The sequence below is a fragment of the Halobaculum marinum genome (assembly GCF_029338555.1).
In the GTDB taxonomy this organism is placed as follows: Archaea; Halobacteriota; Halobacteria; order Halobacteriales; family Haloferacaceae; genus Halobaculum; species Halobaculum marinum.
The window spans coordinates 2863093-2881569 of sequence record NZ_CP119989.1 but is presented as its reverse complement, the minus strand read 5'-3'; the positions used below and the strand labels follow the sequence as shown (position 1 = coordinate 2881569).

Here is an 18477-nt window from a genome sequence, read left to right as displayed (position 1 = left end):
GGTCGGGGCAGCGGAGACGCTCAGACGGCGCCGTGGTCGCCAGCGAGGCCGTACTCGTCGGCCTCCGCTCGGGGGTCGGCGCGCTCGTAGAGCGCGTGGAGCGTGAACGAGACGTTGCGCTCGCGACAGCGGTCGCGGTAGGTCGCCAACGCCTCGCGGTCGGGGAACTGCACGCGGAAGTTCCAGCCGGCGTGGTCGCCGCTTGCCGACACTGGTCGCGCCCCGGTCTCCTCGAAGGTGTGGTACGTCGTCCGGTGGGTCGCCGCCTCCGCGAGCGTCGCGCGGTAGAACCGGAAGTCCGGGCCCTCGCCGAGCACCCGAATGTCGTCGACGGAGGCGTCGTTGCCGAGCGCGTCTTCGAAGCGCGTCAGGTCGTCGCCGCGGGCGAAGAACTCGATGCGGGTGGTCTCGCCCTCGACCGTCCGTTCGAGGTCGGCCGTGACCTCCGGTGCGGCGGCGAGCGCGTCCCGGAGCACTGGCGTCGATAGGTGGAATTCAGCGATGAGCATTACCGGCTGTCTCCTGGTCTGATTCCGTCCACCCACGGTGATAAAGCTGTGCCACCTGTTCACGTATCCGCCGACCCGAGACGCGACGCCGGAGATTCGCGGGGTTTTTGACGCCGAACGGCGAAGCGACTCGCATATGGCTGAACAGAAGAAGGCGCGGAAGGTCGGCAGCGCCGGCCGGTTCGGCGCGCGATACGGTCGCGTCGCCCGCAAGCGGGTGTCCGACATCGAAGCACAGATGAAGAGCGCGACGGTCGACGGCGACGACGTCAAGCGGATCGGCACCGGCGTGTGGGTCAACGAGGAGACGGGCGAGACGTTCACCGGCGGCGCCTACCGCCCCCAGACGCCCGGCGGTCGCTCCGTGCGCCGCAGCATCCGCGCGGCACTCGAAGACGACAGCGCCGACGAGTAATCCCCCGACCCCTACCACAGATGAGCTACAAGTGCTCCCGATGTAAGCGCGACGTCGAACTCGACGAGTACGGCGGCGTGCGCTGTCCCTACTGCGGGCACCGCGTCCTCCTCAAGGAGCGCGCGCCCGACGTGAAGGAAGTCGACGTCGTCTGAGCGCGGTCGACGTGTCCGACGCGTACGACCACCGCGCCGTGCTTTCGTTTCCGTACCCCGACCAGCGGCGCGCACAGGTCGTCCACGACGCGATCGGCGTCGAGGTCGGCGAGATCGACGACGACCGCTCGACCGCCGACGCGACGCTGACCGACGCGACTGTCGAGGTGACGGTGCGCGCGCACGACCTCGTCGCGCTCCGGGCCGGCGTGAACACGTGGACGCGCCTCGTCGAGACTGCTGAGACGGTCGCAGCGAACGCGGAATCGTAGTCGGCGCGTCGCTCGCCGTTCGAACGAGGCCGCACTCCGTTCGGCCTCGCTTCCTTCAGTGGGCGGCTCGGCCCACCGGACCTCGCCGTTCACGAGACCTTTGGTCTCGTGAGCTCGAAAATCGCACCGCGATTTTCGAACGCCGTCCTCCCGAGGCGCTCGCTCGCTTCACTCCGTTCGCTCCCTCACGCCTCGCCCCCAATGACCGGGCTTTTCACCCCGAAGCACAACTGCCCGTGTATGCAGGGTAGTCTACCGCCGGAAGCCCAGGAGAAGATCGAGGAACTGCAGGACCTGCAGGAGCAGGCCCAGCAGCTCGCAGAGCAGAAACAGTCCACGCAGACCTCGCTGACCGAGGCGAAGGCCGCGCTGGACGCGATGGAGGACATCGACGAGGACTCGACGATGTACCGCGAGGTCGGCGAGATCCTCGTCGAGACCGACTACGACACCGCCTTCGACGACCTCGAGGAGAAGGTCGACACGCTCGAACTGCGCGCCGAGCGCTTCGACTCCCAGGAGGAGAAGGTCCAGCAGCAGTTCGAGGATCTGCAGGAGGAGCTCCAGCAGATGCTGCAGGGCGGCGCGGGCGGCCCCGGCGGCATGGGCCCCGGCGGCCCCGGCGCCGGCGGCGCGTAAGCCGTGAGCGAGGACCGCCCCGACCCGACGGACGAGGAAGTCGTCCGGGCCGCATCCGAGGCGGCCGAGGGGCTCGTACTCGACCGGTACAGGCAGTCTGAACTGCGCGACTTCGACGTGACGGTCACGTTCGAAGACGGCGTGCTCGACGTCGACGTGTACGTCAACCCGCCCGCCGACGCCGACCTCGACGCCGAGACGGTGGCCGACGAGGCCGCGCGCGCGGCCCGCGACGCCGTCGACGAGCTGTTCGGCGAGCGCTGACCCGCGCTCGCGACGACGTTTTTCTGGCGACAACTGACTGGTAGCTGGTACGAACGCTCAACACTCGCCACGTGGTTCGGTAGCACATGTCAATGAGGCGCCCGAGCGGCACGACCGCCCTGGATCTGTACCGCGAACGACTGCGGGAGGCACCGACGTGCGACCAGTGCGGCTACACCGACGAGGGGGGCGTCTGGCGGACCGGCTACCGCGACCGCCGACTCGTCTATCGGCACACCTGTCCGCGCTGTGACGCCGTCGACAGGCGGTTGTTCCGGTTGGACGGCAACGAGTGAGACCACGGTTATCCGGGGACTCGCAGCCGAGCGCCGCCGTGCCGACCGATCTCCCCCGTGACGGCAGCCTCGTTGGGGTATAGCAACGTTTAGGCAGACTTCCGACGTACTGGAGGCGTGACATCCGCAGGCGACGCCCCGGCCCGCGGCGTCCTCCTGATCACCGTCGACTCGCTCCGTGCGGACGCGCTCGGCCCGCACACCCCGACGCTGCGCGACCTCGCGCGACGCGGGACCTCGTTCGAGACTGCGATAGCCGGTGGCAACTGGACCCCGTTCTCGTTCCCGGACCTCCTCGGCGCGCGCCCGGTGTTCGCCGACGCGGCGACGCCCGGCCCCGCGGCGGACCCGACGCTCGCGGAGGCGCTGTCGGCCGCCGGCGTCGAGACGACCGGCGTGAACGCCGGCAACGGCTTCCTCACGGAGTACTACGGCTACGACCGCGGGTTCGACGAGTTCGAGTCGTTCCTCGACGGCGCCCGGACGCCGATCGGTCGCTTCCTCACCACCCACCCGACCGTCAACGGCTGGGTGCAGTACCTCGGGTGGCCCCTCGGCAGCGCGGCGGCGAAACTCCGCGGTCGCGAGCGACGCCACGCCGTCGACACCTCCCACCTCCACGCGCTCGAACGCCGGGCGTTCGCCACGCTCGACCGCGTCGGCGACGACGCCGACGAGCGCCCGTTCTTCCTGTGGGTCCACTACATGGACGCCCACACGCCGTACGTCCCCGCACCGCGCCACGTCCGCGCGGTCACCGACGGTGAGGTCGGATCGCTCCAGACGCTACTGGGTCACGTCCGGGCCGGACTCGGAAAGGAGGTCGACGAGGACACCCTCCGGACGCTGCGCGCACTGTACGACGCCTCCGTCCGTCAGATCGACGAGTCGGTCGAGCGCCTCCTCGAGACGCTGACCGAGGCGGGGGTCCGCGACGAGACGACGGTGGTGCTCGCGGGCGACCACGGCGAGGAGTTCCTCGACCACGGCCACCTCGCGCACTACCCGAAACTGTACGACGAACTCGTGCGCGTCCCACTCGTCGTCGACCACCCGGGCGCACCGGCGCGCCGGGAGGAGTCGGCGGTGCCGCTGCGGGACGTGCCGCCGACGGTGTGTGACGCGCTGGGCGTCACGCCACCCGCGGCGTTCGCCGGCGAGAGCCTCCTCCCGACGGTCGTCGACGGCGAGGCGCCCGCGCGCGGCCCGGTCGCGTCGCTCGCGCTGCGCGGGGAGACGGTGACCAGTCAGCCGATCCCTCGCCGCCTCGACGACGGCACGCCGCTGGTGTCCGCGCGGACGGCGCGCTGGACGTACATCCGCGGTCCCGACGGTGGCGTCCGTGTGTTCGACCGCGACGCCGACCCGGGCGAACACGACCCGGTCGACCCCGCGAGCGTCCCCGCGGAGACGCTCGCCGACCTCGAACGCGTCGCTGACGACCGTCTCGCGCTGTTGGACGGTGCGACCGCCGCCACCGGGGGTGCCGACCACGGCGACGACGGCGAGGCACCCGCGGAGATCGAGCGACGGCTCGAAGCGCTCGGCTACCGCTGAGCCGGTCACGGCGGGACGGCCAGACTAGATTTCACGGCTGTTCACCCGAACGTATTAGTGTGAACCCGCGCCAGACCTCGGTATGGTCGAGGCGTTCGCGGTCGCGAGCGGCAAGGGGGGGACCGGCAAGACCACCACGACGCTCGCACTCGGGATGGCGCTGGCCGAGCGCTACGACGTGACCGTCGTCGACGCCGACACGGGGATGGCGAACCTCCTGTTTCACACCGGACTCGCCGACGCCCCCGTCACCCTCCAGGATCTGCTCGCGCCCGACGGGAGCGCCGTCGACGTCGCCGACGCGACGTACGACCGCCACGGGCTACGGGTCGTCCCCTGCGGCACCAGCCTCGCGGCGTTCGAGCGCTCGGACCCGGCGCGACTGCGCGAGGTCGTCGCCGAACTTGCCGCCGACACGGACGTGCTCTTATTGGACTCGCCCGCGACGCTCGCGTCGAAGTCCGCCGTGTTGCCGGTCGTGCTCGCCGACCGGGTGGTCGTCGTCACACAGCCGACGATTCCGGCGCTGTCGGACGCGCTGAAGGTACAGGAGTACGCCACCTCCTACGGCACCGGCGTCGCGGGCGTCCTGTTCAACCGGGTACGCGGCGACCTCGGCGGCGTCGAGGAACAGGCCGAACGCTACTTCGAGGGACCGATGCTCGGGTCGGTCCCTGACAGCGACGCCGCACGAGCGGCCCGCGACGTGGGCGAACCCCTGTTGGCGCACGCACCCGACAGCGACGCCGCCCGCGCGTTCCGTGAGGTGGCCGCGGGCGTCGACCCCGAGCCGAAGGCCGCCGGCGACGTGGCCGACCGCTTCCGCAGCGCCGTCGTCCCCGAACGGCCATGACTGGGGAGCCGTCGACGCACCCGCCGTCGGTTGTCGACCGTCTGCCTCGCGGCGAGTTGGTGCGCGCTCGCGTCGCCACGGCGTTCGCGGCGCCGCTGGCTGCGGCGCTCGACGACCGACTCACGGGCTACCTCCGGATCGAACCGGGGGAGGCGCTGCTCGGCGGCTCCGGCGCCGAGGCGGTCGTGACGCTCGAGGAGGGGGTGCCCGTGCTCGTGTACGACGCCGCCGCCGACGCCGACGGGCCGGCGGCGCTCGCGGCGCTCGCGGGGAGCGCCCCCGCCCGCGTCGAGAGCTACCGCCTCCCCGCCGAGACGCTCGCCGACCTCCACGACCCCGACGCCGACGCAGCGGCCCCCTTCCGGGTCGCGCCCGACGCGCCGGCCCGCGAACTGGCGGCGGACGACGACCTCGCCGACCGGACCCGCGCGGCCGCTCCAGACGACCGCGGTGACGAGGGCGACCACGACGCGCTGGCGGCGTTCCTCGCCGACGAGGAGCGCGTCGAGCAGGTGAGAGCCGACGCCCGCGCGGAGGCGGAGGCCCGCGCCGCCGAGTGGGGGCTGAGCGATCAGCTCGACGGGGAGTGAGTGACACGTGAGCCACAGGCTACACGTCGCGCGAGCGTGAACGGCCGGGCATGGATCTGCGGTCGTTGACGCAGTCGCGACAGCTCTGGCTCGGCGCGGTCGTCGCGGCGGTCGCGGTCGTCGGCCTGTTCGTTCACGCGTTCGTCGGGACGGTTGTGTTCGGGCTGTTCGTCTACTACGGCGCCCGGCCCGTCCACCGAGTGGTCGCCGACCGCGTCGCCAACCGGTCGGCAGCGGCCACACTCACGATGCTCGCGCTGGTGCTCCCGGTGTTGGGGCTGCTTGGCTACGCGGCGGTCGTCGGGTTCCGCGAGTTCGCCGCCGTCGCCGACCCGGCGGCGGTCGAGGCGGCGCTGGGCGTGCTCCCGGGGGACCCGCGCTCTATCTCGGCACTCGTGCGCGATCCGGGAGCACTGGTCGGACGTCTCGACCGCCTCGGGCCGCTGCGAACCCGGGTGACGACCGCCGCGACCACCCTTGGTGCGCTGGGCGCGGGACTGCTCCACCTCTCGTTGTCGCTGTCGCTGTCGTTCTTCCTCCTGCGCGACGGCGGGCGCCTCGACGCGTGGGTCCGCACCCGGGTCGCCGGTCCGGAGACGGCGGCGTACTCGTTCCTCCGCGGGGTCGACGCCGACCTCGAACGGGTGTACTTCGGCAACGTCGCGACCGTCGGCGTCGTCACCGCGGCGGCGGTCGTCGTGTACAACGGGTACAACGCGGTCGCCCCCGCGTCCGTCGCGCTCCCGGTCCCGACGCTGTTGGCGCTGTTGACCGGTCTCGCGACGTTCGTCCCCATCGTCGTCGGGAAGTTGGTGTACGTGCCCGCGACGGCGTACCTCGTCCGCGAAGCCGCGGTCGCCGACGCCAGCTACCTCCCGCCGGCGGCGCTGTTGGTGGTGTCGTTCCTCCTCCTCGACGTGCTCCCGCAGACGGTGCTCAGGCCAGTGCTGTCCGGTCGGACCCTCCACAGCGGGCTGGTACTGTTCGCGTACGTGCTCGGTGCGGCGCTGTTCGGCTGGTACGGGCTGTTCCTCGGACCGCTGCTCGCGGTCGTCGTCGTCCAAGTCGCCGCCCACGCGTTCCCCCACGTCGTCGTCGGTGAGCCGGTGGACGCGGTCGCCGACGGCGTCGCCATCGGCACCGACCCGGACGTGGACGCCGCGACCTCGACCGACGGCGCGACCGACGCCGCCGACGACTGACTGTCGAGTCGGCGCAGGGGAACCGACCGAGCCACCTACGGTCACACCGCCCCTTGATCCGGCAGTGACGGTCCTCCGACTGCTGGGCGCCCGCGACGCCGCCGACTTCGCGGAGTGGTACCGCGCGGGCGCGGAGTACTCCGACCGCGTGGCCGAGGGGATGGGGTTCGAGCGCACGGGCGTCGGCCCGGACGGCGCCGACCCGCTGGCGAACCCGGCGCCGGTCGTGACGGCACTGCGCGCCGGGCGGACGGACCTCCCACCGGAGACGGCGCGGGTCGTCGCGGCGACGTACCTCGGCGACGCGGAGTTCGGCGCGCCCTTCCTGGCGTACACGCCGCGGTGGTACCGCTTGGCGCTCGCCGGGCCGGTCGCGCTGGCGACACGCCGACTCCGCCGAGTCGCCGAACCGTTCGTCCGGCGGGTCGTCCTCGACGGCGGGAGCGGTGGGGCGGACGCGAGCGGCCAGACGCACCGACGCGGCGGTGTGCCGCCGGTCGGCCCCGTCTACTCTACGCCTGCGGACCTCTCGGTCGGCGCCGACGCGGTGGCGGCGGTGCGCGACGCGGGCGGTTGGTCGGCGTTCGAACGGTCGTTCCTGCTCGCGGACGCGGTGTTACACACGGAGTGGTTCGCCGACGTGGCTCGTTCGGGTGGGATCCGGGTCCCAGAGGAACTGGTCGAGCGGACGGTCAGCGAGTCCGCGGCGTACTACACCGGAAACCGGGAGTCGCTGTCGCCGCGGGTGCGTCGCTTCCAGCGCCACCTGTTCGCCGACGACGCGTGGGTGCGCGACGTGGACGCCAGCTACCGACTGAACTCGGCGCTGTTCGGCGTGTGGGAGCGGATCCTCCGCCGGGAACGCCGACGGCTCGACCGATCCGAACGCCCCGAACACCGCCCGTCCTGACACCCGCGAGCGCCGCGTGGAGGGTGGGGCGGGTGTGTCTGGAGTCCGTACGAGTGCAGGGATCGCCGATCGAGGGTCGTCAGCGAGGTGGTGTCGTCAACGAGGAGATGTCGTCAGCGAGGAGGTGTCGTCAGCGAGGAGGTGTCGTCAGCAGGGTGGCGTCGTCAGCGGGGGTCGTCGCCGGTCGCGTGGTCGCGACCGAGCACCAGCGCGGCCACGTGCGCCGCGAGCAGGCCGGCGAACAGGAGCGGGCGAGCGGAGACGCCGCCCGACGCCAGCATCGGGAGGTACGTCAGCGGGAGGAGGGCGGCGGCCCAGAACGCGGTCGCCTGCCCCGCCTGCGTGGCGCCGCGGGCGACCGTCGACGCCGCCGCGGTCACACGCGATCCGAGGGCGTCGGGGACGGTGGCGTTCGGGGCTGACGGGACGGGGACGGAGGGTGTTCGGTCGGTGGTGGACATGAGTCGGGCGTGATTCACACACCGTCCCCCGACCACGTATAAGGGTGACACCGTTGCCAGCAGTTCGGCCGGTTCTCGCTCGGTTCACGACCGTTTGCGACGGTTGGTCGGCGACTATCGAACACTTTACGACTGTTTGAGAACGCCCGAGACCGTTTATCGGCGCTTCTCGTGGCGCAATCCCGACCCGGTACGTACGCGATATCCGCCCCCGTCTCGTGTCGGCGAATCGCCCTCGTCGCTGGGTTCGGCGTACCGTTCGACCCCACGGCTCGTGTCGGCGATCCGCACGCTTTCCGGCGATGTCAGCCGGGAGCAGAGTGCTTTGGGGGGTCGGGATGTTTCGCTTCGTATGAACCTCCCCTCCGCGCTCCGCGCCCGCGTCGACCGCGGGACGGCGCTCGTCGGACTCGCCGCGGTGACGCGCGTCACCGCCGGGGCGCTGCTCGGCACGTCGCTTGCGGTCCACGTCGGTCGGTCGGGCACGCCGTTGGAGGTGTCGCTGCTCGCGACCGCCTTCTCGCTCGGCATCATCCTGTTCGCCCCGGTGTGGGGCGCCATCGCCGACGTGACGGGTCGGCGCCGCCTCGTCCTCGTTGGCACCGGCATCGGCGCGACGCTCGCGTTGACGCCACTGTTCGCGGCGGACGCGCTCGCGGCGACCGCGACGGCACTCCTCCCGCTTCGGGTCGACCCCGTGTGGGTGCAGGTGCTCGTCCGCGGCCTGTACGCCGTGTTTATCGCCGGGTTCGGGCCGCTCATGTTGACGGTCGCCTCCGAACGCGGCGGCGACGGCGGTCGCGGGAAGGCCGTCGGCTCGTACAACTCCTTCACCGCCGCCGGCGCCGGGGCGGGCCAGTTCGTCGCGGGCCTCCTGCTGGGCGCGCTCGTCCCCGACGGCGTCTACGTCGTCGTCGCGGGCATCTCCCTGTTCGCGACGGTCGCCGTCGCGCTCGTCGACCCGGGCGACGCGACGCCCGACCCCGACGCGGGGTCACTCGGGACCGAGATCCGTAGTCGACTCCTCCCCGCGGCGGGCGAACGCGACCACCTCAGCACGAACGGCCTCGGCTACCTCTACCTCGGACTGGCGGCGCGCCAGGCGACCGTCTCCGGCGTCGGCGCGCTCATGCCCGTCTACATCGTGACGACGCTGGCGCTGCCGGAGGCGTGGATGGGTGCGGTGCTCGCGTTCAACCCGGTCTCCCAGACGGCGCTGATGTACTACCTCGGGGGCGTCGTCGACGAACGGGGGCGCAAGCCGATGGTCACCCTCGGCATGGCGGGGTCGGCGGCGTTCGGCCTCGTGGCCGCCGCCGCCGTCCTCGTCCCCACCGACCTCGCCGCCGCGGGCGTGGTGGCGCTCGGCTACGTCACGCTGGCGGTCGCGTACTCGGCGATGTGGACCGGATCGGTCGCGTTCGTCGGCGACGTGGCCCCCGAGAACCGCGAGTCCGAGTTGATGGGGTTGGCGTCGACGTTCCGCTCGGTCGGCGGCGTGGTCGGACCCCTCGGCGTCGGCGCCGTCGCCACGGTCGCGGGCTACCCCGTCGCGTTCGCCGCCGCCTCCGTGTTGGCGCTCGGGGCCGCCGGCCTCGTCTCCCTGCGCGTGACCGAGAGTCGACCGACGCCCGCGGCGCCGCGGGCGGGTGTCGCGCCCGCGGACGACTGATTCGAGAACGGCTGGGGCGCTCCGGTCGCACGTGCACACCGAACGCGTCGCCGTCGCCGGAACGACTTTCGCCGAGCCGTCTGTGCCACCGTCCATGCGCGACATCGACGACGACGCGGTGGCGATCACTGGTTCGAGTTCCGGTATCGGCGCGGCGACCGCGCGGACGCTCGCCGACGCGGGCGTCGACCTCGCGCTGGGCGCCCGGCGCGAGGAGCGCCTGACCGACCTGGCGGCGGACCTGCGCGAGGAACACGGCGTCGCGGTCGAACCGATTCCCGTCGACGTGACCGACCGCGAGGCGGTCGACGACTTCGTGGCGACCGCCGTCGACGCGTTCGGCGAACTCGACGGCCTCGTCGTGAACGCCGGCATCGGCCTCGCGGGCGACGTGGAGACGATGCCCGACGAGGACTACCGCGCGATGATGGACGTGAACGTCGACGGCGCCTTCTACACGGCGCGGGCGGCGCTCCCGCACCTCCGGGAGTCGCAAGGGACGGTCGTGTTCGTCGCGAGTTTCGCCGGGGAGTACCCCCGGCCCGGCAATCCGGTGTACGCCGCGACGAAGTGGTGGGTGCGCGGCTTCGCTCACAGCCTCGAAGGGCAGGTCGGCGAGGACGGCGTCGCAGTCAGCGTCGTCAACCCGACGGAGGTCCGCACGGAGTTCGCGTCCGAGCAGGGGGAGGCGTTCGAGGAGCGGTTCGACGCAGACGACGTGACCGACCCGACGGCCATCGCCGACGGCATCCGCTTTTGTCTCTCCCAGGAGGGCACCGACACCGTGAGCGAACTCGACCTGTACCGCCGCGACAAGTTCGCGGGCTGGTAGCGCTCGTCGACGGTCGGATCGCCTGGCGACGGTCGCTCGGTCGCACGCGACGCCCGGGCGCGTTCGCTTCTTGCGTCGGTTCGCCGACAGGCTGGTATGAACGCGAGTGAGGTCGGTGACCGCTTGGTCGCGTGTGCGGAGTGCGGCACCGTCGCCTTCGGCAGCGGCGAGCCGACGTGCTGTGGCGCGTCGATGACGCCCCCAGCGGCGCGGCCCGGGTCGACGGAGTCGGACGACGACGGGCGGGAGCCGTCGCTGGAGACCGTGTTGCGCGTCGTCTTGGGGATGTCGCCCGCAGAGCTGGACGTGTGTCTGTGCGTGATGGAGGCAGGCGGGACGACCGTCGCCGAGTTGGCCGAGCGCGTCGACTACGACCGCAGCGTCGTCGCGCGCCACTGTAACCACCTCGCGGCGCTGGGCGTCGTGGAGAAGCGTCGCCAACTCCTCGACCGCGGTGGCGACGTGTACGTGTACGTCCCACAGCCGCCGCCGGTCGTCCGGCGACGGCTGCGCGAGTCGTTCCTCGCGTGGGCCGGCGTCGGCGCCGAGCGGGTCGAGGAACTGAGTCGCGAGAAGGTGGAGGGGATCGCCGATGCCGAGTCGGCGACCGAGTGGACCGTGTTCAGAGACGCGTAGCGCCCGCCAGGGTCACTTCACAGGCGGTCAGCCGTCGCCGCGTAGACGCCGCCGAGCACCAGCCCGTACACGACGTGCCACAGCAGCGACGGCGGCGCGAAGTTGGGGAACGGCGGGTTCGCCGGCGACCCGACGGCGCCGAGCCACACCGGCATCACGAGCGCCGCGAGTACCGCCCACGTCACCACTCCCCAGGCGACGCCCAGTCCGACGACCGCGCGGTCGTCGTCGAGGTCGAGTGACCCGACGATGCCCGCGAACACGACACCCAACACGGCGCCGTGTGAGACGTGGACCACTAGCCCGAGGCCGGGCGCCGGCGGCGGGGCCAACCCGTACAGCGACGGGATGGCGACCGAGATCGTCGCCGCGTTCATGGCGAGCACGAGCGCTCCCATCGCGAGCCCACCGGCGATCCCGCCGATTGTGCCGGCCCGCCAGTTCCCCGATTCTGCTCTCGTCCCGTGTTCAGTCGCTGTTGTCGTCGACATGCGACCGCCCGGTTCGCTGTCCCGGGGCATCACGCCACGGCGGCTGTTCGGGGGTCGCCCGCGACGGCGAAGTGGTTATGTAGTGGTGTGTTCGCGACGGATCACGACCTGATCGTTTATCGTCTCGTGCTACCAAGTGACGTGGTATGGGAGTCGAGTGTGCCATCTGGCGGTCCTGCACCGGCGGCGAGGCGGTAGCGCGGGTGAGCGACGCCTCACCTCCACGGTCGTTCCGGAACCGCCCGGCGTGTCGCGACTGTCTCGCGGCGCTGGAGGCGGACCCGACCGTCGACCTGGTGAGTGAGCGACTCACCCCACGGGCGGTCTGAACGGCGGACGCCTGCGGCCGCCCGCCGACGGGTTGACGGTCTCGGTCAGCCGTCGTGCTCGCACTGGTGCCGGAGGACTGCTGACCGCGAGCGAACGAGCGTGCCGAGGTGGTCGGCCCCTTCGATTTGGTGGACGACGGCGGTCGGGAGGCGCGCCGCGAGTCGTTCGGCACCCGCGAGCGGCACGTTCGTGTCGTCGTCTCCATGCCAGAGGCGCACGGGGCACTCGACTGCCTCGAGGGGGATGTCCCACTCGCCGGTCGTCGTCGCCAACTCCGTCACAGCGCCGGCCGCGCCGCGGTCGAACGCCGTCACGAAGTCCCTTCGGACGATAGCCGCCTCCCGGTCGGTCAGCTCGTGCTCGTCGCCGGTCGTGTACTGTGCGAGGACGACCGCCGGCGACGCGCGGCCCGCAAGCCACGCCTGTCCGCGCAGTAGCGTGCCGAGCAGGCGGGGCGTCCGTCTCGCGAGCGTTCCGAGGACCCGGATCGGCGTCGGCGTGTCGACGCCGGAGGCCGTCGGAACGGCGCCGCTGACGACGTCGACCTCGCGGACCCGGTCGGGTGCCGTCGCCGCCAGCGCGAGCGCGTGCGGGCCGCCGCCAGAGAAGGCGACCACGCCGGCCCGGTCGACGCCGACGTCGTCGAGTACGGCCTCGACGAACGTCTCCGTGTCCGCTAGCGAGCGGCTCGGCCACGGCGTCGACCGACCGTAGCCCGGCCGGTCGACCGACACCACTCGGACGCCGAATTCGCGGGCCGCGTCGTCGAACAGCGCCGCTAGCACCCGCGACCCCGGCGTCCCGTGGAGGAACACCGCGGGCGACCCGTCGGGGTCGCCGTACTCCGCGTACGAGACCGTGCCGCGTTCGGTGACGGACACCGACTCGACGGACCGTGCGACCCTGTGGCCGAGAGTCGCCGTCGCGTCGTCGCTCGCCTCCACACCGTCGGCGTCGCCTGTCGTCCCTGTGGCGGTCATCGACTGCGACTACGAGCGCGTGCCACGTCCCGCCGGTGCCGCACACGTGCGGCGTTTGAAATGGAGGAACTCACGAGCGCGTGTAATCGTCGACGACGGTCGCTTCGGCCTTCCGGAGGAGCTCCCCCGCGGTGCTGGGTGCACAGTCGAGTTCGGCAGCCACGTCGTCGATGCTCCCCGTTCGGGGAACCTCGTAGTAGCCGACGGCGGCGGCCACCTCGAGCGCATCGCGCTGGCGGGTCGTGAGCGCCGCCGGCGAGCGTCGGCGCTCGAACTCGTGGACGCGTTCGATCCGGGCGTCGGCGAGAGCGGACACCGCCGCGTAGAGGTCGTGGAGGTCGGCCGCTTCTCCGACCGCCTCGACCCGCAGTGTCCCGTCGTCGTGGAACGTGACCGGCGGGAGGAAGGCGGCGGTCGCGTCATCGACGAGCGACAACACCGGGTCGGGGAACTCGTACTCGGTCTGACGGACGAACGCGTACGTGCCGGCGTCGCTCGACACGATGCTGTGGGCCGACACCGACGGGATGCTCGCGAGCAGGTCGTCGGTCGTCGAGGCGTCGGCGTCGACCCACAGGAGTGCCGTCACCGCCGCCGTCGGGCCCCAGGTTACAAGCTCCGCCCGCGTCGCCACCGTCGCCTCGTTCACGATGCCGCGGTGGAGCGGGTGACGGAGCTCCGGCGGGTAGGTGGCGACGAACTCGATCCGCTTCACGTCCCGAGTCGGTCCGCCCGCCCTGATAACTTACCGGGACCGCTCCGGCTTCGACCCATCGACCGTGCGTCGGAGGGCGACCGCACTCCCCGCGGAGACCACGCCCCCGACACCGAGGGCGCCCCACGGCACCCGCGGTCCGTCCGGTGGCCACGAATCCGGGTCTGCGTCGGCGGCGTCGAACGCCCGGTTCTCGTAGAGCACGAGTCGCTCACCGCGGTAGACGACGCCGAGGTCGGGGTCGTCGTCGAGGCCCGCGTACCGCTCGTAGTCCGCCGTCTGCGAGACGACGACGTACTTCACGCCGAGCGGCGCGACCGCCTCGCCGAAGCCCGCGCCCGGCGGCTCCGCCACCAGCGCGTCCAGCCGTCGATGGGTCGGGTCCGTCGCCTGACTGCCGACCCCCAGATCGGGGTCGCGACTCGCGACCGTGTCGGGGCCGAAGAACAGCGGCGCTGGCGCGGCGACGGTGCCACCGGCCCAGTCGTAGGCCATGTACTGGTGCCACGGCAGGTAGAGGACGCGGTACTCCCCGTCGTCGGCGTCCAGTCGGTCGTCGACGGCGTGCCAGTCGTCGGGGTACTCCGTCGGCTGGAACTGCCCGCCGAATCCCGCGACCATCGGGAACCCGTACGTCAGCGGGAGGGCGACGACGAGCACGACGAGCGCGACCGACAGTGCCGTCCGACGGTCGGGGGCGACCGACCTCGCCGTCAGTGTCGCGTCGAGTTCTCTCGTGAGGGCCGCGACGCCGCGCGCGCCCAACAGGGCGTACGCGAGCGCGACGAGAGCGACGAACTTCCCCGCCTCGCGCATGCCCGCGCCGACGGGTGTCGCGGCGAACGCCCGGTACAGCGGCGCCGTCGCCGGGACCGCGACACCGAGCGCCAGCACCGCACCGACGACGGCGACGAGTGCCAGTCCGGGTCCGAGCGCGTCCGTCGACACGAGCCACCCGTACACCGCCAGCGCCAGCACGACGACGAAACAGCCGACCACGACCGCCAGCGGCAGCACGTCGAACGGGTACGTGTAGCCGCCGCGCCAGAAGCCGTACAGCATACTCACCGACAGCGGGACCTTGCCGAGGACGCTCCCTCGCGGGCTGAACGCGGCGAGGTCGGCGCCGTCGACGGTCGAGAGCTGTGACCCGCCGCCGGCGACCGCCGTGGTCGCGGGCACCAGCCAGTAGGCGTTGACGGCCAGTGCCAGCCCACAAAAGCGCCCCGCGCGCACGAGCGTCCGCCGTGCGGCGTCGCGGTCGACGGCGACCCGTACCGCGAGGAGGACGCCGCCGGCGACCGCCGCGAGCACCGCCGCGTGGGGGTCGAAGACGGCGACGAGCGTCGTCCACGCGAGCGCTCGGGTGGGTCGCTCGCGCTCGCCGGCGAGGTACCGGTCGAACGCGACGACCGCGAGCGGGAGCACGGCGTAGCCGAGCGCGAAGTACCACTGCCCGGCGAGCAGGCGGACGTAGAGGAACGGGTTGCACGCGTACAGCGCGCCGGCGAACAGGTGGGCCGCGAACGGGCCGCGGGGCGCGTCAGTCGTGACGTCGCCGACGCCGGACTCGCGCGCCAGCACCGCGCCGGCGGCGGCGTACCCCGCGAATCCCGCGCCCGCGACGATTCCGAGCACGACCGCGCGCTGGACGACCCAGTCGGGGACGACGACGCTCGCGGCGTCCAACAGGGCGACGAACGGGAGGCGACCGTAGTAGAGGGGCCCTTTCGCGTCGAGCGCGAACTGGAGGTGGGAGGCGTCGGGCGCGAACACCATGTCGAGGCGGAGGAGAAACCCACCCCCCAACGTCGGCGCGAACGCGGCGAGCGCGAGCGCGACGAACAGCGCGGCGGCGAGGCGGTCCTCGCGCCGCCGTTCGGGTCGCTCGTCGTCCCCCCAGGGTCTCACGGGAGACTGGTCTGGTCTCCGTCGTCAAACCGTTCTCGAAGTCGCCGCGCGACCGGCGGGCCCGCGAGCACGAGGAGGGTCACCGCCCAGGCACCGAGCCACACCCGAACGACGAGGCCGCGGAGGCCGCCGCCGGTCCATGACACCTCGTCGGGCGTCGTGTCGGTGAAGCCGTTCGCCCACCCCTGTGCACGGAAGTGCTCGGCGTCGGGCGAACCACTCCACCCGGCGGCGTAGGAGGTCCGGACCGTCGTCACCGGGGTGTCGTCGAACGAGCCGACGACCCAGTAGTCGAGGACGGTGCCCGCCTCGGTCTCGTGGGTGACGAGGCGGGCGTCGTCGGGCACGGCGTCGGGGTGCTCGCCGTCGGCCAGCAGGACGCCCGCGCCCTGCCGGTAGTCGTCGTCGAACGCGAGGTCGCCGTCGAGGACGGTCTCGGCGTCGACGATGCGCACGTCGGCGCCGGCGTCGCTGGCCGCCTCGGGGCCGAGGTTGGCCGCGACGACGGTCGCGTTCCCGGGCGGGTCGTCCCGCCCGTCGACGACGACGCCGGGGACGCCCCCGCTGGCGGCGGTGAACTCCGTCGCCGCCGGGTAACTGCTCCGGGCGACGGTCACCTCGCGGACGACGACCTCGCTGGAGGCGTTCGGCTTGATCCGGATCGACAGCGTGTCACCCTTCGCGGTCACCGACTTCGGGAACGCCGACAGGGGGACGACCTCGCGGGAGACGAGCGAGTCGGGCGACTTCTCGCCCTCGTACCAGTACAGCGTGGCGACGCCGTCGCCCGTCGCGTCGACGTTCACGCGGTACGGGTAGTCGTCGCGCGTGGCGGTCGCCTGTGCGACGGGCAACGGCTGGGTGTCACCAGAGACGCGGAGTTCGACCGCGCCGCCGTCGGCCGTCTCGACGTACGTCGTCGTCCGGCCGGACTCGTTGGGCGGCGTCCACCACCCGCCGGTGCCGTCGTCGAACGACGGGTTCGCCAGCAGGTTGTCGCCGACGACCTCGGTGTCGGTCTCCTCGGGGTACACGACCGCGTGGAGGCCCTCGTTCCTGACGACGCGGTCCCGGTCGGGCACGCCCGTGACGCGGTAGACGGTGAAGCCGTCGGCGCTGAAGGCGCGTTCGTAGGCGTCGGAAGTGGCGAAGCGTTCGTTCAGCGTCGCGGGGTCGCCGAACAGCCACGGTGCGCCCCACTTCGACTGCACGCGGGGCGCGCCGGCGCCGTAGTCGCCCGGCGGGTCCGACTCGACGACGACGTACTCGACGCCGAGGTCGCGCAATCGTTGGTGGACCGGCTCGCCGGCGGCGACGTCCTCGAACAGTCGGGTGACGTAGTCAACGTTCGGGATGCCCTGGACGACGCCGCCGCTCTTGATGCCGACGTGGTTCGGGTGCGTCTCGCGCAAGCGCAGTTGGGTGGTGTAGCCGTACGGCACCCACAGCGCCCGCCCGTCGACCTCGTCGGCGACGGCGTCGTACTCGGCGGGCACGGCGTAGTCGTCGCCGCGGACGCCCTCCAGTCCGTACGCGCCCGCGGCGGGGGCGGCGTACGCGACCAGCGACAGCACGACGAGGCCGACGACGACCCCTCGGAGGAGCGGGTCGCGAGCGTCGCTCGCGCGACCGCGGTGGGCGTCGATGTCCAGCCCCGTCACCGCGCCGCGGGCGCCGTGGAGCACCGTCTCCAGGCCGGCGCCGAACAAGAGGCTCAGCGAGAGGAGCAGCGGGTACTGGAGTTTCGCGGGGTTGCGCACCGACCAGAACAGCGGGACCGTCTCGAACAGCGGGTACGTGAGGCCGAGTCCGGTGAGGACGACGAACCCGACACAGCCGACGGCGATGGCGTAGTAGAGGCGGAGCCGGTCGCGTTCGTACGCGAACAGCGCGACCGCCGGGACGACCAGTCCGACCACCATCGTCGGGTCGGTGTTGTAGCCGAGTTGGTTCATCGCGAGCATCCCGTGGTTGCCCGCGAGGCGGACCACCGCGAGGGGGTCGGCCTGTTCGTAGTTCCACTGGAGGGTGGTCCACAGCACGCCGTCGCCGTCACCGAAGCCGGCGGCCCGCTGGACGATGTGGTGGACGTTCGGCAGCGAGAGCACGACACCGAGCGTCCCGCCGGCGACGAACTTCGCGAACTTCCGGGGGTCACGCCGCGAGCGGTACGCGAAGTATGCCGCGAACGGCCCGATCATCCAGAACACGAGCCACGGGACGATGGCGGTCGCGCCGAAGACGACGCCGACGAGTGCGGCGGGGCGCCACGCGTCCTCCTCGTCGATCCGGTAGAGGTAGTGGACGATCAGCGGGAAGCCGACGAAGCCGATGAGCGTCGAGACGCCGCCGTTGACGAACTCGCCGATCGTAACGGGGTTGATGGCGTACACACCCGCCGCGAGGTAGCGCGGGACGGGTCGCTCGACGAACCGCCGGGCGAACACGAGGAACGTCGCGAAGCCGGCGGGGACGAGCGCGAGGTAGAACAGATTCTGTCCCAGCGCACCGCCGACCGCCGTGACCGTGCCGAGATACGCCGGCATCACGTTGTACACGTACGGGAACCCCAGGCCCCCGTCGTGCCACGTGCCGAGGAACTTCGCGAACGCGCGCGACCCGTAGTACGGGACGAAGTCGCCGAATGCGTACAGCCGGCCCAACTCGATCCCGCGCAAGAGGAGGGCGTACGCCAGCAAGAAGGCGCCGACGCCGCCGACGTGCGGGGCCACGTCGTCGAGCGAGAGGTCGAGCGCGAAGCGGGTGCCTTGCGAGTCGCTCATCCCC

The 18477-nt window shown here is 72.1% G+C and carries 22 protein-coding genes; 15 read left to right on the top strand and 7 right to left on the bottom strand.

Annotated elements, in window-relative coordinates; translation table 11 throughout:
• Positions 1-20: 20 nt before the first annotated feature.
• The gene (locus P0R32_RS15060; protein WP_276237853.1) at positions 21-509 is read right to left on the bottom strand and encodes a bacterio-opsin activator domain-containing protein; all 489 of its coding nucleotides are present in this window, start codon (positions 507-509) and stop codon (positions 21-23) included.
• A 136-nt stretch (positions 510-645) separates the two neighbouring features.
• Here P0R32_RS15060 and P0R32_RS15055 point away from each other — a divergent pair, with 136 nt between their 5' ends.
• The 11 genes from P0R32_RS15055 (at position 646) to P0R32_RS15005 (ending at position 7662) form a co-directional block, all read left to right on the top strand.
• A complete protein-coding gene (locus P0R32_RS15055; RefSeq protein WP_276237852.1) occupies positions 646-924 on the top strand; it encodes an eL43 family ribosomal protein in 279 nt (92 codons plus the stop codon).
• A 20-nt stretch (positions 925-944) separates the two neighbouring features.
• Positions 945-1079 (top strand): DNA-directed RNA polymerase subunit P, encoded by a 135-nt coding sequence (locus tag P0R32_RS15050; RefSeq protein WP_276237851.1) that lies wholly within the window; start codon positions 945-947, stop codon positions 1077-1079.
• A gap of 11 nt (positions 1080-1090) precedes the next feature.
• Positions 1091-1351 (top strand): KEOPS complex subunit Pcc1, encoded by a 261-nt coding sequence (locus P0R32_RS15045; RefSeq protein ID WP_276237850.1) that lies wholly within the window; start codon positions 1091-1093, stop codon positions 1349-1351.
• A gap of 240 nt (positions 1352-1591) precedes the next feature.
• Positions 1592-1990 carry a prefoldin subunit beta gene (locus P0R32_RS15040; protein ID WP_276237849.1) on the top strand — a complete coding sequence of 133 codons (399 nt, stop codon included), beginning with the start codon at positions 1592-1594 and terminating at the stop codon, positions 1988-1990.
• 3 nt (positions 1991-1993) lie between these two features.
• Positions 1994-2254, top strand: coding sequence for a DUF3194 domain-containing protein (locus tag P0R32_RS15035; protein ID WP_276237848.1), 261 nt, complete (start codon positions 1994-1996; stop codon positions 2252-2254).
• An 86-nt stretch (positions 2255-2340) separates the two neighbouring features.
• Positions 2341-2550 carry an HVO_0649 family zinc finger protein gene (locus tag P0R32_RS15030; RefSeq protein ID WP_276237847.1) on the top strand — a complete coding sequence of 70 codons (210 nt, stop codon included), beginning with the start codon at positions 2341-2343 and terminating at the stop codon, positions 2548-2550.
• A 117-nt stretch (positions 2551-2667) separates the two neighbouring features.
• A complete protein-coding gene (locus P0R32_RS15025) occupies positions 2668-4107 on the top strand; it encodes a sulfatase (protein ID WP_276237846.1) in 1440 nt (479 codons plus the stop codon).
• Between the two features lie 82 nt (positions 4108-4189).
• The gene (locus tag P0R32_RS15020) at positions 4190-4960 is read left to right on the top strand and encodes a nucleotide-binding protein (RefSeq protein WP_276237845.1); all 771 of its coding nucleotides are present in this window, start codon (positions 4190-4192) and stop codon (positions 4958-4960) included.
• Complete coding sequence (locus P0R32_RS15015; RefSeq protein ID WP_276237844.1) at positions 4957-5550, top strand: DUF8054 family protein; 594 nt, start codon at positions 4957-4959, stop codon at positions 5548-5550. The genes P0R32_RS15020 and P0R32_RS15015 overlap by 4 nt, the downstream gene beginning before the upstream one ends.
• A 50-nt stretch (positions 5551-5600) precedes the next feature.
• A complete protein-coding gene (locus tag P0R32_RS15010) occupies positions 5601-6752 on the top strand; it encodes an AI-2E family transporter (RefSeq protein ID WP_276237843.1) in 1152 nt (383 codons plus the stop codon).
• Between the two features lie 64 nt (positions 6753-6816).
• Positions 6817-7662 (top strand): DUF8116 family protein, encoded by an 846-nt coding sequence (locus P0R32_RS15005; protein ID WP_276237842.1) that lies wholly within the window; start codon positions 6817-6819, stop codon positions 7660-7662.
• A 164-nt stretch (positions 7663-7826) separates the two neighbouring features.
• Here P0R32_RS15005 and P0R32_RS15000 read toward each other — a convergent pair whose 3' ends face one another.
• Positions 7827-8141, bottom strand: a complete 315-nt coding sequence (locus P0R32_RS15000; RefSeq protein WP_276237841.1) for a DUF8028 family protein — start codon at positions 8139-8141, stop codon at positions 7827-7829.
• A gap of 334 nt (positions 8142-8475) precedes the next feature.
• Between P0R32_RS15000 and P0R32_RS14995 the strand changes: the two genes are divergently transcribed.
• The 3 genes from P0R32_RS14995 to P0R32_RS14985 all read left to right on the top strand — a co-directional run bounded on the left by P0R32_RS14995 (position 8476) and on the right by P0R32_RS14985 (position 11263).
• Positions 8476-9795 carry an MFS transporter gene (locus tag P0R32_RS14995; protein ID WP_276237840.1) on the top strand — a complete coding sequence of 440 codons (1320 nt, stop codon included), beginning with the start codon at positions 8476-8478 and terminating at the stop codon, positions 9793-9795.
• Positions 9796-9889: 94 nt separating this feature from the next.
• A complete protein-coding gene (locus P0R32_RS14990) occupies positions 9890-10627 on the top strand; it encodes an SDR family oxidoreductase (RefSeq protein ID WP_276237839.1) in 738 nt (245 codons plus the stop codon).
• A 96-nt stretch (positions 10628-10723) separates the two neighbouring features.
• Entirely contained in the window at positions 10724-11263 is a 540-nt protein-coding gene (locus P0R32_RS14985) for a MarR family transcriptional regulator (protein WP_276237838.1), read from the top strand.
• A gap of 17 nt (positions 11264-11280) precedes the next feature.
• Here P0R32_RS14985 and P0R32_RS14980 read toward each other — a convergent pair whose 3' ends face one another.
• A complete protein-coding gene (locus P0R32_RS14980; protein ID WP_276237837.1) occupies positions 11281-11754 on the bottom strand; it encodes a DUF6789 family protein in 474 nt (157 codons plus the stop codon).
• Between the two features lie 146 nt (positions 11755-11900).
• On the opposite strand from P0R32_RS14980, the gene P0R32_RS14975 reads away from it, so the two are divergent.
• A complete protein-coding gene (locus P0R32_RS14975) occupies positions 11901-12083 on the top strand; it encodes a hypothetical protein (protein WP_276237835.1) in 183 nt (60 codons plus the stop codon).
• 45 nt (positions 12084-12128) lie between these two features.
• Here P0R32_RS14975 and P0R32_RS14970 read toward each other — a convergent pair whose 3' ends face one another.
• From P0R32_RS14970 to P0R32_RS14955, 4 genes are all read right to left on the bottom strand, one after another.
• Positions 12129-13064, bottom strand: coding sequence for an alpha/beta fold hydrolase (locus tag P0R32_RS14970; protein WP_276237834.1), 936 nt, complete (start codon positions 13062-13064; stop codon positions 12129-12131).
• A 70-nt stretch (positions 13065-13134) separates the two neighbouring features.
• Positions 13135-13779, bottom strand: coding sequence for a helix-turn-helix domain-containing protein (locus P0R32_RS14965; RefSeq protein WP_276237833.1), 645 nt, complete (start codon positions 13777-13779; stop codon positions 13135-13137).
• Between the two features lie 30 nt (positions 13780-13809).
• Positions 13810-15690, bottom strand: a complete 1881-nt coding sequence (locus P0R32_RS14960; protein ID WP_276237832.1) for a hypothetical protein — start codon at positions 15688-15690, stop codon at positions 13810-13812.
• Positions 15687-18473 (bottom strand): Bax inhibitor 1 family protein, encoded by a 2787-nt coding sequence (locus tag P0R32_RS14955; RefSeq protein WP_276237831.1) that lies wholly within the window; start codon positions 18471-18473, stop codon positions 15687-15689. Before P0R32_RS14955 ends, P0R32_RS14960 begins: the two co-directional genes overlap by 4 nt.
• Positions 18474-18477: the final 4 nt, after the last annotated feature.